The organism is Streptomyces sp. NPDC033177, assembly GCF_055577715.1.
Genome location: NZ_JBVIPS010000003.1, coordinates 43,719 through 61,231, shown reverse-complemented (window position 1 = coordinate 61,231; position 17,513 = coordinate 43,719). Strand labels below are relative to the sequence as shown.

The following is a 17,513-nucleotide window of genomic DNA, read 5'->3' as shown; positions in this document are numbered from 1 at the left end:
TTGTGTGGACCTCGTCAACATCACCGTCTACCCTTGGGGGTAAAAGGGACCCGCTCTGGGGACACTTTCCCCCAGCCCTTAAACGGGCCGTTGGCCGCGGGAACCCCCTCCGGCGCCCGACGGCCTGTCCGCTGCCTCCGACCGACCTCCGAATTCATCACTGGGTTTCTTCAGCGGTGCAGCTCCAGTGTGAGGATGGCCTTGGCGATTGACGTCATGCGGTTGGGACTGCAGCGGGACCTGTGGAAGATCCGCCAGGGCTTCAGGCGGGCGACGCGCGTTCGACGGGTGCCCGTGTGGCGGCCAGGGCACGGTTGCGGGTCTTCTCAGTGGGGGTCAGTTTCCTGCAGGGGCCTGCGTTTGATGTCCGAGGTCAGCCACGGACCGGCGCCCTGGTAGGCGAGATCGGCCACGATGGGAACGCCCTGGCGTTCGCAGATGCGGATGATCCGGTGGGTGCGGGCGGCGGTCAGGTCGTGAGTGCGGCGCGGCGGCCCGGCAGGGCGGGCGAGAGCCACAGCAGCCGGCCGCCGGGATCGGTGACGACCTGCACGTTCACACCGTGGCGCCGGTGCTTGTGGGAGTAGTCGGCCCGGCCGTCACCGACCCGGTCGCACTCGGCGAGGGTTCCGTCGAGCAGGACGAAGTCGGGATCATGCTCGGGCAGCGTCCTCAGCAGACCCGGCGCACGCGCGGCGAGCTGGTCGACCACCGCGCTGATGTAGGCATGGGCGGTGGACTCGCTGATCCCGAACCCGGTGGCGATCTTCGCCAAAGTGGTGTGCTCGCGCACCTCAGGGTCAGGTTGGCCCGCCAGAGGCAGGCCAACCTGACGCGCTTCCGCAGGAATAATCGCTGGACGGGCTGCACCGGCATGGTCGCAGCAGCACCTACGCCGCCCTGGCCAAAAGCACGTGGATGCCGAAGCGGTATGCGAGTTACTCGCCGACTCGCTGTCCGATACGTCGTGTCCGGTATTCGCGGTGGATGTGTGAGCGTGTGGGTTCGCAGCGATGCCGAGTGCTCGTCCGGCCGCGGCTGTCGTGACCGGCCGGCCGCGGCCAGCACCCATAACGACTGCCGGGCCTGACCCGGGTCCGGCGCGAAGGCCGCCCTCTAGAGCACCATCACGCCGCGCCAAGGTCGCCGCAGCGGTGTCGCGGCGGAATCAGGATTCCCGACGGGCCCGTTGTGCGAAAGCGGCCAGGCTGAGTACGAGGCCCACGACGCACCAGAGCGCCAGAAAGAGGGCGACCCTGCCCAGTTCCCAACTCCCCGCCAGTTCACGAGAGGCCATGTCATCGGGAAGAAATGCCGCACGGAACCCCTGCGCCATCCACTTCAACGGAAACAACGCAGCAAGGTCTCGGAGCACCGGCGGCACTGCGCTGACGGGTGTGATAAAGATGCCCGAGATAAACGCCAGAACGAGATACAGAAGGTTGGCCGCAGCGCCAACTCCGCGCGCGGTCCGCGCGGCCGTGGAGATCGCGATGCCGAGCAGCGTGCATGCCGTGGTCCCCAGCAGGAATACCCAGACCGCCGTGAACCATCGGCCAGCTTCATCGGGAACGGCCATATCGAATACGAGTATCCCTGTGGCCAGCAAGAGCAGAATCTCGCCGATGCCAACGGCGAGCACGAGGGCCACCTTGCCGTAGAAATAAGAAGATGGCGGTGCAGGCAATCCGCGCAGTCGCTTGATAGTTCCGTCAGCACGGTCAGAGGATACGCTTGCCGCCGTATTGACAAATGCGGTCGATGCAATTCCCGCCGCCATCATGCTCGCGGCGAAATACTGACTCGCCGTGACCCCGGTGTCGTCATATTCACTAGTGAAGACCGCTCCAAGCAGCAGCAACAGCACGACCGGCAGGGCAAATGTGAACAGAACGGTGTCCCGCTCCCGGAAGAATGTCTTGAGCTCCACCGATCCACGCGCCAGGCCAAAACGAAGCCCCGATCCCATCATCGCTCCTCGATCATGCGCAGATAGATGTCCTCAAGGCTTGGGCGGCTGACCGACAGCCCGGATAATGCCTCCGAGCCCAGCCGACTGGTCAGGTCCGTAACGAATGCGCCGGGGTCATCGGCCTGCGCGGTGCGCATCTGTCCGCCTTCCATCCAGGTGACCGTCACCTGCCCGGACATGCGACCACCCAGCGTCGCCGGGTCGCCAATGGCCAGTACCCGCCCCGCTGCAATGACCGCGACCCGGTCGGCGAGTGCTTCGGCCTCGTCGAGGTAGTGAGTGGTCAGCAGGATCGTGGTCCCGGACTCGGCCCGAATGTCCCGGAGCAGGTCCCAGAACGCCCGGCGGGCCTGCGGATCGAAACCGGTCGTGGGCTCGTCCAGAAAGAGCAACTCGGGCCGACCCACCAGTCCGATCGCGACATCGAGGCGCCGACGTTGGCCTCCGGACAACGTACGTACGCGACGTGACGCCACATCGCTCAGACCTAACCGCTGCAACAGCTCCACCGGATCCAACGGATCCGGGAAGTACCCAGCGAAGTGCCGGATGCTTTCCTCGACGGTGAGCTCGGCCGCGTCGCTCGTCTCTTGCAACACAATCCCGATGCGCCGACGCCAGTCGAGAGAAGCAGCTTCGGGGTCGGCGTCGAGCACCATGACCTCGCCACGGTCACGCCTGCGGTGCCCCTCGAGGATCTCGACCGTGGTGGTCTTGCCCGCGCCGTTGGGCCCCAACAGAGCACAGATCTCACCCCGGTGGATCTCCAGGTCGAGGCCATTCACTGCGCAGACGGAGCCATACCGCCTGTGCAGCCCGGCGATCCGTATCACCACATTACTCAACTATCCGACCTCCGTGATGAGGAATGCGAGCAGTGCGCTGGTACGCGCGGAGTGCGGTGAGAGCATGGAGGTGATGTTTCCTCCGCCGAGACGGTACACCCGCACATCTTCGTCGGTCAGTGCATTCCACCGCTCGACATACGCGGAAAACCTCAGTCCTGCCAGACTGTCGTGCTGCTCACCCGCGAGCTCGTCACACGCCAACAGGCTCACCCGACCATCGAACTTGCGGTACCGGTAGGGGAGCCGCGCTTCAATCTGGTGGCGCCAGCTCCGCACCGCGACCGGCCAGACCCCTGCGAGGTCCGGCTCATCGAGGGCATCGTGGAGGGATTCGATCACCACACGGGGCAGGAGCTCAGCCACGCGGGCCTGCAGCGCCGCAGCCTCCTCGGGCATGGTCGCACGGGCGAGCTGCTCGTAAGCTTCGTCGCACTCGGTTAGCAGGCCCAGGTCGGACGTCGTGGCGACGGCACCGGGCACCTGCAGCACCGGATCGAGCAGCATCAGGTTGACGTCCTGCCCCGACTCGCGCAGGTCGCAGGCCATTTCCCAGGCGACCGGCCCGCCCCCGCACCAGCCGAAAAGGTGGTACGGGCCCTCGGGGCGGCTCGTCCGCAACTCCTCAAGGTAGCGCCGGGCCAGCTGCTCTGTTGAGCACGCGGCCAAGTCCGGTTCCGTCAGCCCCGGATGCTGGAACGCGGCCACATCCAGCCATGCCGGCAGTTGATCGGTCAGCTGCTGGTACCAGTGCGCGCTGCCACCGCCCGGGTGCACGCAGTGCAAGGTCGCGGTGCCGCCCGTGTCCCGGAACCAGATTATGTCGGCACCGGGCGCCGTGCGCACCAGCGACAGCATGCCGACCTGGGTCTCTTCGCGCGGAAGAGGTACCGGCACGCTCTCTGTCACGGCTTCCGGGCCGCCTTCCAGCCAGGCCACAAGACCCGCGATGGTGCGCTGTGCCAGCACGTCGGTCGGTGAGACCGTCCTGCCGATCCGCTTGCTCACCTTGGCGGCGATGCGCATCGCCGTCAGCGAGTCGCCCCCGGCCTCTACGAAGTCCTCCCCGACACCGAGCGCACCGGCGCCCAGCTCCTCCCGCCAGACCGCCACGATCTCCGCCGTCAGTTCAGAGTGCGCGAGCACGCCGAACCCGACCGGGGCACGTTCGGGCGTGGGCGGCCGCACAGCGCGTTCCGTCTGCCGCATGAGCTCGGCCGGCACCGGCAGCGGTTCTGTCGCCTTGCCGTCTACGTCGGACAGTATCTGGCGCAGCACCAGGCAATAGGCATCGGCCAGCCAGTCGAGCGGTTCCGGCCGCACCCGCTCCGGCGCCGCCGTGAAGTCGATCGCCCCGGGCAGCACGGTGACCTCGAGCGGAAACTCGTTTGGGCTGTCGTCGTCGGTGCGATACACCTGCACGCCGCTGCCTTCGAGCACGTAGTAGTCGAGATAGTTGAACACTGCCTCGACCAGCGGCCGCGTTGTGCCAGCGAGGCTTTGCAGATCGGCTAGCGGGAACCGCCGATGGGGCAGCAGGGACACCTCGGCGGCCGCTGCCGCGTGAATTAACTCGCGCCACGTGCCCGTCGGCCGGACGGCGGTAAGCGGTGGCGTATTGAGGTACATGCCGAGCACCTCGTCGCCGCCCGCGGCCTCGGGACGCCCGTTGGACACAAGCCCGCAGAGGAAGTGGCTCTTGTGTGTCAGCGAGCTCAGTGTCTTGAAGAAGACAGCGAGGTACACACTCTTGGCGGGCACGCCCACAGCAGCGGCAAGTTCCCTGACACGCTCCACGTCGGCGCCGATCAGTCGCAGCACCGTGTGGGAGGAACCCTGCTCGCCGCCCCACTCCCCGGGCAGCCGCAGACTCTCGTGGCTCTTGAGCACACCCCGCCAGTAGTCGCTCCCCGAGGCGATCGCGCGCCGCTCCATGGCGATGAACTCCGCCCAGCGGCGGGCCGGCGGCGTGGACGGCGTCGGCGCCGCACCGTCGCGCAGGGCCTGGTAGCGCCCCATCAGCTCGCTCAACAGCGAGTTGTGGCTCCAGCCGTCCAGGATGACGTGGCACTCCACCCATGCCAGACACCACGTCGCGAGTCCGGTCCGGTACGCCAGCAGCTTCCACAGCGGCGCCGCACCGAAGTTCATGGGCACCGAGCGCTCTGCCTGAGCAGCGGCCCGGATCAGCTCACTCTGCTCGTCCTCGGCCATCCCCTGCAGGTCCTGGACGACCGCGTTGACGTGGGCGGTCGCATGCACCAGTTGCAGGGGCTCACTGAAGGTCGTCAGGCTGAAGGAGGTACGCAGCACGTCATGGCGGCCGATAACCTGCTCGACCGCTCCGCGTAGGGCCGCTGCGTTCAGCGGTTTACCGTCGTCGACGTAGTAGAGAGTGACGTTCTGATAGGGTCGGCGCCGCTGATCGGCCATGAGCTCGTAGAACATCCCGGACTGCACCTGCGACAGCGGATACGCGTCCGTTACCCCCGACGGCAGCAGTGCCCGGTCTTCCTCCGCGATCTGGGCGAACGGCGCAACGGCCAGATCCTCACCGTGCTCCGTGCCGACGGCCGGCGTCCCTATCGCCGACGCGGCGACGAGCCCGGCGATGGAGCGGTACTGGAACAGGTCCTGCAGGCTCACGACGATGCCGCGCTCATGCAGCCCTCCCACAAGCCGGACGGCACGCATGGAGTCGCCCCCCAGCGCAAAGAAATCGTCGGTGACCCCGACCCGGTCCAGGCCGAGCGTGGTGGCCCAGACCGAGGCCATGAGCCGTTGCGTCGCGTCGCCCGGTGCCACGTATTCGTTCCCGGTCTCGCGCTGGGACTCGGGGGCGGGCAGCGCGCGCCGGTTCACCTTGCCGCTGCGGGTGAGTGGCAGCTCCTCGAGGAAGACGTACCGCGCGGGCACCATCGACGCGGGGAGCACCGCGGACAGGTGGGCACGCAGCTCTCCCGGCTCAAGTCCGGAGCTGGCGCGCGGAATCACGTAGGCGACCAGCTGTCCCCGGCGTATCGCCGCCGCGGCCGCGAGCACGCCTGGCCTTCCGGCGAGCCGTGACTCGATCTCGCCGAGCTCGATGCGCACACCGTTGAGCTTCACCTGGGCGTCGATGCGCTCCAGGAACTCCAGCGTGCCGTCGGCCCGCCAGCGGACCAGGTCGCCGGTGCGGTACATGCGGGCCCCGGGCTCCGCAGCGAACGGATCTGGGACGAACCTATCTGCAGTGGCCTCGGGCCGGTGCAGATATCCGCGGGCGAGCCCGATACCCGAGACGTAGAGCTCGCCCGGGCAGTTGATGCCCACACGGTTCAGGTGCGGGTCGAGCACGCGGACCACGATGTTGCTGATCGGAGCGCCGATCGGCACGGTCGCGCCAGTCCCCGGCGTGTCCACCCGATGCGCGGTGACGTCGATCGACGCCTCGGTCGGGCCATAGAGGTTGTGCAGCGCCGCCGCAGACTTGGAGGCGAAGCGCCGCGCGGTCTCCGTCCGCAGGGCCTCGCCGCTGCAGAGTACGTGGCGCAGCTGCGGGGGCACCGCGTCGATGGCGGCGAGATAGGCGTCCAGCATCACCGGTACGAAGTGCACATGAGTGACAGACTCGGCACGGATCAGAGCGTCGAGCTGCTGCAGGTCGCGGTGCGCACCGACAGGAGCGACGACGAGCGTGGCACCGGTGATCAGTGGCCAGAAGAACTCCCAGACCGACACGTCGAAGGTGAACGGCGTCTTCTGCAGCACGCGATCACCAGGACGCAGGCCGTACTCCTCCTGCATCCACTCCAGCCGGTTGACGATGCCAGCGTGCTCGACCATCGCACCCTTGGGACGTCCGGTGGAGCCGGACGTGTAGATGACATAGGCGAGATCGCCCGGGCCGACGTCTGGCAGCGGCTCTTCGCCGGTGGTCGGGTCGCCGTGGAAGTCGGTGCCGGCGTAATCTCCGGGCGCCACGGTCCTTGCCACCTCGGTGAAGAGCTCGGCCCGACCGGGGTCTACGACAACCACTGCCGCGCCGGAGTCGGCGACGAGGTCGCGCAGCCGCCCCGCCGGATCCTCGGGCTCCAGCGGCAGATACGCGGCCCCCGCCTTGAGCACGGCGAGTAGTGCGAAGACCAGGTCGGCGCTGCGCGGTAGGGACACTCCGACCACATCGCCGCGCACGACGCCCGCATGCCGCAGTGCGCGCGCCAGGCGGTCCGTCCGCTCGTCCAGCTCACGGTAGGTCCAGCTCACTCCCTCGGCGACGAGCGCACCGGCGTCGGGGGTGAGCGCTGCTCGTTGCCGCACGAGCTCGTGCAGGGGCAGCTCGTTCCTCGGCGTAACGTGCCCGCCCGCGGCCTGCTCGAGCCAGGCCCGCTCCTTGTCATCGAGCAGATCCACCCGGCACAACGGTTCGTCCGGATTGGCCACCGCGGCCTCGAGAAGCCGCACATATCGGGCGGCTAATTCCTCGACACTCGTCGCGTCGTACAGGGCGGTGGCGTAGTCGAGTGCACCCAACAGCTCGTCCGCGCCGCCCATGCGCAGGCCGAGGGAAAGGTCCACCTTGACGCCGGCGGGCGGCACCGGCACATCAGCCATTTCGAGCCCGTCGAACGAGGCGGGTGCGCCTCTGCCCGCCTCTTCGAGCAGGAACAGCGTGGACACCAGCGGATTGCGTGACAGGTCTCGCTCGGGGCGCAGCACCTCTACGAGGTGCTCGAACGGCACCTCCTGGTGGCTGACGGAGGCGAGCAGCGACTCACGGACCCGGCCGATCAGTTGGCGGAAGGTCAGCCCCCCCGGGCAATCACAGCGAAACACCAGCGTGTTGACGAACGGACCAACGATCTTCTCGGTCCCCGGACGGGTGCGGCCGCCGACGGGGGCGCCGATCGACACATCGGTCTGGCCGGACTGCCGGGAAAGTAGTGACGCGAACGCGGCCAGCAGAACGACATAGGAGGTCGACTTGTGCTCACGGGCCAGCCCCGCCACACCGGCCGCTGTCCGGGCCGGCACGGTGAACACGACGCGGGCGCCCGCCGGATCCCGGGGTGCCGTACGCGGCCGGTCCGTGGGCAGATCCAGCTCGGTGGAGTCGGACAGCCGATCCGTCCACCAGCTGACGGCCTGCTTCGCCTCCGGTGAGCCCAGGTAGGCGCCCTCGCGGCGCGCATGCTCGCGGAATTGGGCCTGCGGTGGCGGTGGCAGGGCCGTACCGGCGCGCAGGGCGGTGTATAGCCTGCCGAGGTCGTCGCAGAGCAGGTCGATGGACCAGCCGTCACAGACGATGTGATGCAGATGGCAGGCAAGCACGTGATCGTCGGTGTCCAGCCGCAGCAGCCTCGCCCTCCATACAGGGCCGGCGGCGAGGTCGAAACCGCGGTCGCCCTCCCGGGCCAGCAAGGCCGGCAGCTCGGACTCGTGCACTTCGGTCAGGGGAAGATCCACGTCGGACGGCGCTTCGGTGACCTGCACCGGTTCACCCGAGGACATGGGGTAGCGGGTACGCAGGACGGCGTGGCGTTCCTGCAGGGCCGTAAGCGCGCATCGCAGCGCACCGACATCGAGCGGGCCGCGGAGCCGCAGCACCAGCGGCACCAGGTAGTCCACGCCCTCGGGGTTGAGGCGATCGAGGAACCACATCCGCCGCTGTGCCGAGGAGAGGGGCACCGGGCCGTCGTCGGCGCCGCCGACCGACTGCTTCCCTTGTCCTGCGCCGCCACGTTGGCCAGCCAGGCGCCGCTCGATGAGGCGCCGACGCAGCTCCGCGCTGTCCGCCGTGGTCGGGTCCGGTGTCATGGGCGCCTTACCTTCCATCGATAGCCTCCTGTTCACCGGCGCTGCCCCCGGTATCGCCGAGCATCGCCGCCACGTCTTCGTCGCCGAGACGCGTCACGTCCTCGGTCACAGCAGCGATGACGAGCTTCGTCTGCTGCTGGAGAGTGGTGTTCTCGAAGACCTCTCCGAGCAGGACGGTGACGCCGAAGAGATCCTGGAGCCGCATGTGGATCCTCGTCGCCATCAGAGAATTTCCTCCGAGTTCGAAGAAGTCATCCCTGTCACCGAAGCGATCGGTCCCGAGCACGTCCTGCCAGACCGACCTGATCAGACCGGCTACTCCGTCGTCCGGCCCGCCCTGCCCGGCAGCCGGTCCCGGTGCCGCCGGTGTCATTGGCGGCAGGCGGCTGATGTCTACCTTCCCGCTGCCGGTCAGGGGCAGCTCTTCGACCCGGGCCCAGTGCCGCGGCACCATATACGCTGGCAGCCGGTCGCGCAGGTGCGCACGCAGCTCCGCATCCGTCGGTGCGGTGTCGCCCGGCACGACGTAGGCGGCCAGGCCCCCGTCGAACGCGGTGACGCTCACAGCTCGAACACCTGGGTGCGTGGACACATGAGCCTCGATCTCGGCCGGCTCGACCCTGTACCCATCGACCTTGGCCTGGCGATCGGCGCGCCCATGGAAGTCGATCACCCCGTCGGCACGCCGACTCACCAGGTCGCCGGTGCGGTACATGCGCGCGCCGGGCACCAGGGTGAACGGATCGGGTACGAAGCGCTCGGCGGTGAGCGTGGGGCGGTGCAGATATCCGCGCGCGAGGCTCGGCCCGCCCAAATAGAGCTCACCGACTTCTCCCTCGGCCACTGCGTTCAGTTCGGGCCCGAGAATGTAGCCGGTGGCCGGGGCGACTTCAGTGCCGATCGGAGCCACGGCCTGCGGCGCGAGCTGCCGTGCCCCGGCCGCCGACGGCTCGTGGAGCGTGGAGGTCACTACCGCTTCGGTCGGCCCGTAGCTCGCGATGAAACGGGGACCTTGGCTCGCGTCGCGCCCTGCGTGCTCCCAGAGTTCGAGCCAGTGTTGGATATCACTGCCGCGGACCACGTCGGTGCCTACATTGACCACCCGCAGCCGCTCGACGCGCGGATCCCCCGCGCCGAGCCGTTCCACCATGTCGCGCCAGGCGACCGGGGGGAGGTCGAGATACGTCACGTCCTGCGCAGCGATCAGGTCCGGCAGCTCTGCCGGGCTCCACGGCTCCGGCCCGGCGAGGACCAGGGTGGCACCGGCGACCAGCACCATGCCGAGATGTTCCAGCATGACGTCCACGAACGGTGGGCTGCTCATCAGCACCCGGTCCACGCCGGTCAGTCCGTACCGCTCTAGCACGCTCTCGCAGTGCTCCAGGTAGACCTCGTGCTCGACCATGACGCCCTTGGGTTCGCCTGTCGAGCCGGAGGTATGGACGACGTACGCGAGTCCGCCCGCCGTGGCAGCGGGCTCCGGCAGCACCGGCGCCACCAGGTGTGTCGCAGTGAGCACATGAACGCCGTCGGTCCTCGGGCCGGTGTAGCCGTCGGGCACGATCAGAGCCGCCGGCTGTATCCGTTCCAGCTGCTCTGCGAGGCGACGCGGCGGCGCGGCCGGATCGAGCGGCACGTAGGCCGCTCCGGCCCACATCGCTCCGAGCGCGGTGACCGCCATGTCCATAGAGCGTGGCAGGCATGCCGCGACGAGAGTTCCCGGCACCGCGCCCTGAGCGCGCAGCGCGCCCGCCAGCGCGCCGGCCCGCTCGGCCAGCTCAGCGTAGCTCAGCCGCTCGCCGCCCTGCGCGACAGCGATCGCCCCCGGTCGCTCAGCCGCCCGGTGTGCCAGGATCGCCGGGAGCGTGCGCGGCGGCGCCGACACCTCAGACAGAGCTAGGAGCCGGTTCAGCGGTGCCTCGGGAGCGTGCGCGAGCAAGGCGAGCAGCTCCACGTAGCGGCGCAGCAGGCGCTCGATGGACGAGCGTCGGTAGATGTCTGTGGCGAACTCGGCGATGCCCAGGTACCCGCCGTCCGGCTGTGGGACGAGTGTGACCGTGAGGTCATACATGGCGGTGGGCCAGGGAATCCTGAGAGACGCCGGATCGGTGCTGCCAGTCAGGTCGCGCAGGTATGACGGAGGTTCCTGCGCAACCTCGAACATGATCTGGAACAGTGGATTCCGCGATCGATCACGCTCGAGGCGCAGGCTGTCGACCACCCGGTCGAACGGCACGTCCTGGTGCGCGTACGCCTCGAGCGCGGCCCGCCGGGTCGACGCCAGAGCGTCGAGGAAGGAGCCGTCCGCATCGACCTGCGTGCGCAGCACGAGAATGTTTGCGAAGTATCCGACGAGGTCGGCGACTCCGGCGCTCGGGCGACCGGCGGCGGGCGTGCCGACCACGATGTCGGCGCGCTCCGTGACCGCCGTGAGCAGGCAGTTGAAGGCTCCGAGGAACGTTATGAACGGCGTCGCGCTCCGCGACCGGCCCAGCCGTTCCAGCTCGGCGGCCACCTCAGGCGCGATGGTGAATGCGAACGACTCCCCGTTTCCCTTCCATACAGTCGGCCGTTCCAGATCCGCAGGCAGTTCGGTGGCGTCGGCGCCAGCCAGCCTGGTGCACCAGTAGGCGAGCTCAGCTCCGTCCCGGCCAGTCGCTGGGTCCGCCTGCCATGCGGCGAAGTCGGCGTACTGCACTCGCGGCGGCTCGGCGTCGAGGGTGCCCGCGAGCGCCTGCTCGAACTCGGCCTCCAGCGTGCGCGTCGAGGCGCCGTCCCAGGCGATGTGGTGCACGAGAAGCACGAGGGACTGCCGGCCCGGCGCGGCTCTCACGAGCCGGCCGCGCAGCACGGGGCCCTTGGCCAGGTCGAAGGGGATCGCGGCAAGCCGCTCGATCTCCTCTGGCGCCGTCCCGGCGGCGTCCTCGACCTCGGGCTCGAAGGGCGGGCCGATCACCTGCGCCAGACCGTGGTCCTCCAGCGCGTATCGGGTGCGCAGAATCTCATGCCGGGCAACGACACGCCCCAGCGCGGACCTTACCTCGGAGAGGCTTGCGGTTGCTGGCACGTCCAGCACGACCGGGACCATCTGCGCCGGGCTGCCCGGCCGCAGCCGCTCGGCCATCCACAGCCGCTGCTGCCCGCTGGAGGCCGACAGCGCACCTGCGCGCGATATTCGCGGAATCCGGTCGTCCGTTGCTGAGCGCTCCTCGGCCGCACGCAGCAGACGCGCCTGGCCTGCCACGGTCGTCTCTGCGTAGAAGTGCGTCAGCGGCAGTTTCACGTCGAGACGGGTCGCCAGCAGCCCGATCTGGAGCGAGTGGCCGCCCAGCGCGAAGAAGTCGTCGTGCACGGACACTTCGTCCAGCTCGAGCAGCTTCTTCCACTCGTCAGCGATTGCCCGCTCCACGTCATCACGCGGCGCCACCTGTTCCGCACTCGGCGTCCCCGGCACTCCGCGCTCGCGCAGCGTGGCGCGGTCCACCTTGCCGCTCGACGTCAGCGGCAGCGCCTCCATCAGCACGAAGACCGCCGGCACCATCGCCTCGGGCAGTCTGCTCAGCAGGTGCGCACGCAGCTCGCTCTGGTCCGGTCGGGAATCGGCGGTCAGGTACGCCACGAGTTGCCGCCCACCGTCCGGCAAAGGACGGGGGATCACCGCGCCGGCACGCACCGTTGGGTGGGTCAGCAGGGCCCGCTCCACCTCGGCTGGCTCCACGCGTACGCCGTTGACCTTCACCTGCTCGTCGACGCGGCCCACGAACTCCAGCACCCCGTCGGCCTTGATCCGTACCAAGTCACCCGTGCGGTACAACCGTGCTCCCGGCGGGCCGGCCGGACTCGGGACAAAGCTCTGCGCGGTGCCGTCCGGCATGCCCGTATAGCCGCGGGCCACGCCCACGCCACCGGCATAGAGCTCTCCGACCGCATACGACGGGACCGGATTGCCCTCCGGGTCGAGCACGAGGACGCGCATGCCGGGCAGCGCGGTGCCGATCGGCACCGGCCCGGCCTCCTGCCGTGGGTCCCACCGGTGCGCGGTCACCTCGATCGAACACTCCGTCGGACCATAGCCGTTGATGATTCCGGCGTCGGATAGCGTGTGCACCCTTGTGCAGAGCTCCGCGTCCAGTGGCTCGCCCCCGACGTGGAGCAGCCGCAGCCGCGTGCACGCCTCCCAACCCTCGGCGGCGACGAGTTGTCGCAGCACCGAGGGCACCACCTGGAGCACGGTGATTTCCTCCGCCGCGACCGCGGCCAGCATCGCCTGCGGGTCCCGCTCCAACCCCGGCTGCCCGATCACGACGGTGGCGCCGGCTACGAGGGGCGAGGTCATCTCCCACACCGAGGCGTCGAAGGTGAGTGCGGTTTTGTTGAGCATCCGGTCGCCCGGTGCGAGATCTCCGGCCCTGACCGGCCACTGAGCACGATTGGCAATGCCGGCGTGCGCCACGACAACGCCCTTGGGCGCACCGGTGGAGCCCGACGTATACATGACGTACGCGGCCTGCCCCGGATCCACCGCCCGCGGCCGGGCTGTGCCTTCGGCCGGCTCGTCCACGCAGATGACGGGCGCGTCGACGCCGTTCAGCTTCCCGGCGTGGGCACGTATGGTCAGCACCGCCGCGACATCGGCGTCCTCCATGAGGTGCCGGGTGCGGGCGAACGGGTGCTCGGGGTCAAGCGGTACATAGCACCCACCCGCCCGCCAGATCGCCAGCACCGACGTGATCGCCTCGGCGCTGCGCCCGATGTAGACACCGACACGCGCTTCCGTGGGAAGCCGCAGCCTCGCGGCCAGCAGCTCCACGTCCTCCTGCAGCTGTGCATACGTCAGCGTCCGTCCGCCGTCGATGAGAGCGATCGCCTGCGGAGTGGCCTTCGCCTGTGCGGCGAAAAGGGCCGGCAACGTGGACTGGTCCCGTTGTTCCTCGGTGTCCCAGCCTTCAACCGGCTCGAGCGGTGGCCGCTTCACCTCGACGGAAGGATCGACAGTCAACGTGGCTACGAGCGATACGAAGTGTTCGAGGATGCCCGTAGCGGTTTCCTTGTCGAACAGTGCCGTCGCGTACTCGAGCTCGAGCCGGATACCGCCGTTCCCGATTGGCACGGCGTGCAGCGTCAGATCGAGCTGGGATCCCTGTGGCGTGATCGGCAGCGGCACCGAGGTCAGCGCTTCGGCGTTCTCGCCGAGCGGCATGTTGAACCCTACCTGCGCAAGCGGCGGGCGGTTGCGTCCGTATCCGGGCCTCAGCTCGCGGACCAGCGCGTTGTAGGGGAGGTTCTGGTGCTCCAGCGCCCCGGAGACTTGCTTCCGGAGCTGCAGCAGCAGCTGCCGGAACGTGGGGCTGCTGTGCAACGACGCCCGGATCGCCACCATGTTGACGAACATGCCGAGGAGGCGCTGCAGCTCCGGCCGGTTACGACCGGAGACACTGGCGCCGATGACCAGATCTTCTTCCCGGGAGTACTGGTGGAGGAGAACCGCGTATGCGGAGAGCAGGACCATGTATGTGGTGACTCCCTCATCCCGGGCCACCTCACGCACCCGGGCGACGGTTTCGGCCGGGAGTTCGCGCTGGACGGTGCTGCCGGAGAGATCACGCACGGCGGACCGCGGCCGGTCCGTGGGCATCTGCAGCGGCTGTGGCAGCTCGGCCAGCTCGCGCCGCCAGTAGTCCAGGTCGGCCCGAAGCGCGCCGCGCTCCACCTGATCCCGCTGCCATACGGCGAAGTCCGCAAAACCGAGGGGCAGTTGCGCATCGGGAAGGACACCGGTCACCTCTGCGGCGAGCAGCCCGAGGGAGCCTGCATCCAACACCATATGGTGGGCGCCGATCACGGCGAGCCGCGCTCCGGAGGGGACAGTCACGATGCCGGCACGCCACAGTGGCGCCTGGTCGAGCCGGTACGGACGGGCACCGAACTCCAGCGCCGCCTCCTGCGCCGCCGCGTCCGGATCCTGCCCGTCGGCGGTGAGCTCGGCGATCTCGACCTCGACAGAATCGGACACCGTGAGGCTGGGAACGCCATCGTCCGTGCGAAGTGCCATGCGCAGTGCATCGTGCCGGGTGGAGATGCGCCGTAACACCCGCCGGAAGTCCTCGACGGACGTCTGCGGGGGCATCCAGTCGGCCGCCACGAGATTGAACAGCGGGACTTCGTCGGCGAGCCGCTCGACGAGCGAGACCGCTTCCTGAGCGTAGGAGAGCGGCACCGGGCCCGTGGTTCCGCGCCTGGGGATCATCTCCGCCACGGGTGCTGCCGAGGCCGCGCCACCGCCTCGGATCAGTCGTTGCAGTAGCTGCCGCTGCAGCGTTGAGAGCTCAGACATGGCCGCGCTCCCCTGCCGGCAGAAAGTCCTTGACCTTGACGCCTGCGCCGGCTGTCGTTGCGACGTCGTGTACCCGAGAGGCCACGGCCAGAGCGGGGATGCCCAGGCCGAACGGTGAGAGGACCGTGCCCCGGCCAAGATCGCGCGGCTCGATTCTCTGCCCCGCGGCGGCGAGCCGTCCGAGCGTCTTCGTGTCGAAGTCGCGGTGCCCCTCCTGCTGCTCCACGAGATACACCGAGGTCGCCGCACGGAAGACGTGGTCAATGTCGTCGACGACGTGCAGCAGGGCGGTGTCCGTCGCGACATGGGTCAGGTAAGCGTCCTCCACGCCACGTAGCGACTCCTGTGCCTGATGTCTGCCGAGAATCGGCATGCTATGTCCCTCTCTTTGCATCGACCGATGCCTCGACGGCTAGTCCAGGGAGCACACGCGCCGCCCGATCGACCGCGACCATCCTGAACTCGCTGGTGTGGCGGCGGTCTTGTGCGTCTCGCAGCCATAGCTGCTCGGGCTCCGGAAGCATCTCCTCGATCCGGACCGGGCCATGCGTCTCGCGGCGCCAGGCCCGGGCGAGATTGCTGACCAGCAGCGGCGCCTGCAGGTCCACGTAAAACGGCTTGGGATCTCTGGGGCACTGCGCGAACACATGCCGGGGAGCTCCCTGATCCAGCAGCCAGTCCCGCAGGACATCCGGCCGGTACCCGCGCTTGCCCACGACGCCGGCGGGCAGCTCATCGGGCCGGAACGTCCAGGTGGCGCGTCGCACCACCAGACCGTCGATGCTGACGCGAGGGCCGGGGGACGGCATCCGGAACTGGTTGACCACCAGGGCTGAGAGGAATTCGCCGAAGTACTCACGTACCGGCAGCGTGTCCCCGCCAGCGGGCCCGGCCACGAGCTCGCCCGACTGCTCGCGCACGTCCAGGGCCACGGCCGGCAGAGCGGCGCTGTCGGCCGGTGCCCCCATGTCGTCGCTGTGCGACCAGTACCGGTACCGCTCCGGCACATGCACTGCAAGAGGCGGGTAGCGACGTGAGTCGATCTGCGGCGAGTAGGGGTAGCACGGGACGATCCGGCCTCCGGCCATGTCTGCCGCGGTGAGGTCATCGAGCCGCTGCGGATCGTCGGCGAGTGTCCGGAAGAAGCGCGACTCAAGCGTGTTCATCGCTACGTGGAGTTCTCCGAGCACCCACAGGGGCTCGCCATCCGTCACCGCGAGCATGAGATCGGGACTGTGCTGGCGTGCCGCAGCCCAACCGGGCTGCTGCGCTGGGAACATACGGCGCACCAGAGGCTGGACCGCGCTGCTGTCGACCCTGCCGGCCTTCGCGTCACCCAGCACCTCGGCCCAGCGCAACCGGAAGTCCTCGCCGATGTCATGGACGGGGGTGCCGGGCGCGCCGGCGAGTACGTCCGCAGACGCGAGATACAGGTCGTTCAGGGCCACCGCGTCGCGACGCCGTGCCAGCTCCGTGTACACCCGGTGGAGCTCCTCCTCAACGGTCTGGGCGAGCTGCGCGGTGAGCCAGCGCGCCGATTGCAGCAGCAGAGGCAGCGGAGCGCTGAGACGGTCGAGCAGCCCCCCGGGGATGGTCACATCGAGGTCGCGCCGGCAGTCGATATACGCGAGGGTACGGCCTGAGGCGGCTTCGGTCTTGGTGCGGGCGGCTGCCTCACCGGTCACGGCAGTGAACGCCCGGTCCAGCTCGTCGAGTGCTCCGGCCAGCTCTTCCGGTCGGTAGGCGAACTTCTCCGCCGCCCTGAGGCTCCGGTTCAGATCCTCCAGTTCGGAAAGCAGGGCTTCCCGCACGACCTTGTCCCGTATCTCGGCGACCTGGGCACGAAGAGCCTCCTCGGGGTGCTCACAGGGCGGCAGCGAGAAGCCGACGCTCAGCACCTCATGGTGCAGCAGCCCCTGGAGCGCCTGGCTTTGAGCGCCGACGGCATGCGGCGTGGCATTCCCTGCGACTACGCGGTCGAGGATGTCCCGCTCTTCGGGGCCGATGGGCAGGGGCGCACGATACGGCCGCAGGACCTGATCTCCGTCGATACTCATCGAAGGGTTGCGCCGCAGCGGGAGCTGCGGCCTCCAATGCTCGTGCGCCTCCCACGCCCGGGCGAGTGCCCGGGCCGCCCAGAGTTCGAGCGAAGCCTCGCCGCGGCGCACCCCACCCGAGCCAGAGATCTCCAAGCGGTCACCGGCGCGATCGCTCAACTCGGCCCAGCCCACCGGGCCGAAGAAGCCGACACTGTCGTTCTTGGCGCAGTACCGCTGCGCGTATCTAGCCAGCACACGGAGGCGAGTCGAGGTCAGCCGGGCGTTTGCCCGGCCGGCCCAGTTACCGACGACACCGGGATTCTGCCAGGTGAGCGCGGCGAGGAAGGCGGGCTGCCGCAGCAGCCACCGGGCCGTCGCCGTCTCGTCCGGCCTGTCCGTGTCCCCGTCTGCCGCCTGCTCCCGCGCGGCACCGGCGAAGCCGGCCAGCCAGTCGAAGGGCAACCCGGCGCCGCGCACGGGCGCCACCGGCCACAGGCCCCAGTCCTCGTCGAGCGGCACCAAGTGCT

Annotated in this window: 6 protein-coding genes and 1 pseudogene; all 7 read right to left on the bottom strand. The window is 68.9% G+C overall.

The genetic code is table 11. The features are described 5' to 3' along the window. Positions 1-170: 170 nt before the first annotated feature. A pseudogene (locus ACZ5U5_RS11380) lies at positions 171-793 on the bottom strand (transposase family protein); the annotation flags it as partial. A gap of 375 nt (positions 794-1,168) precedes the next feature. Continuing rightward, positions 1,169-1,969, bottom strand: a complete 801-nt coding sequence (locus ACZ5U5_RS11375) for an ABC transporter permease (RefSeq protein WP_469019511.1) — start codon at positions 1,967-1,969, stop codon at positions 1,169-1,171. After that, positions 1,969-2,817 (bottom strand): ABC transporter ATP-binding protein, encoded by an 849-nt coding sequence (locus tag ACZ5U5_RS11370; RefSeq protein ID WP_469019510.1) that lies wholly within the window; start codon positions 2,815-2,817, stop codon positions 1,969-1,971. The genes ACZ5U5_RS11375 and ACZ5U5_RS11370 overlap by 1 nt, the downstream gene beginning before the upstream one ends. Further along, entirely contained in the window at positions 2,818-8,631 is a 5,814-nt protein-coding gene (locus ACZ5U5_RS11365) for an amino acid adenylation domain-containing protein (protein ID WP_469019509.1), read from the bottom strand. Continuing rightward, positions 8,621-14,947, bottom strand: coding sequence for an amino acid adenylation domain-containing protein (locus ACZ5U5_RS11360; RefSeq protein ID WP_469019508.1), 6,327 nt, complete (start codon positions 14,945-14,947; stop codon positions 8,621-8,623). Before ACZ5U5_RS11360 ends, ACZ5U5_RS11365 begins: the two co-directional genes overlap by 11 nt. Further along, the gene (locus ACZ5U5_RS11355; protein WP_469019506.1) at positions 14,940-15,320 is read right to left on the bottom strand and encodes a hypothetical protein; all 381 of its coding nucleotides are present in this window, start codon (positions 15,318-15,320) and stop codon (positions 14,940-14,942) included. Before ACZ5U5_RS11355 ends, ACZ5U5_RS11360 begins: the two co-directional genes overlap by 8 nt. Before the next feature lies 1 nt (position 15,321). After that, positions 15,322-17,505 carry a lantibiotic dehydratase gene (locus ACZ5U5_RS11350; protein ID WP_469020802.1) on the bottom strand — a complete coding sequence of 728 codons (2,184 nt, stop codon included), beginning with the start codon at positions 17,503-17,505 and terminating at the stop codon, positions 15,322-15,324. Positions 17,506-17,513 lie beyond the last annotated feature (8 nt).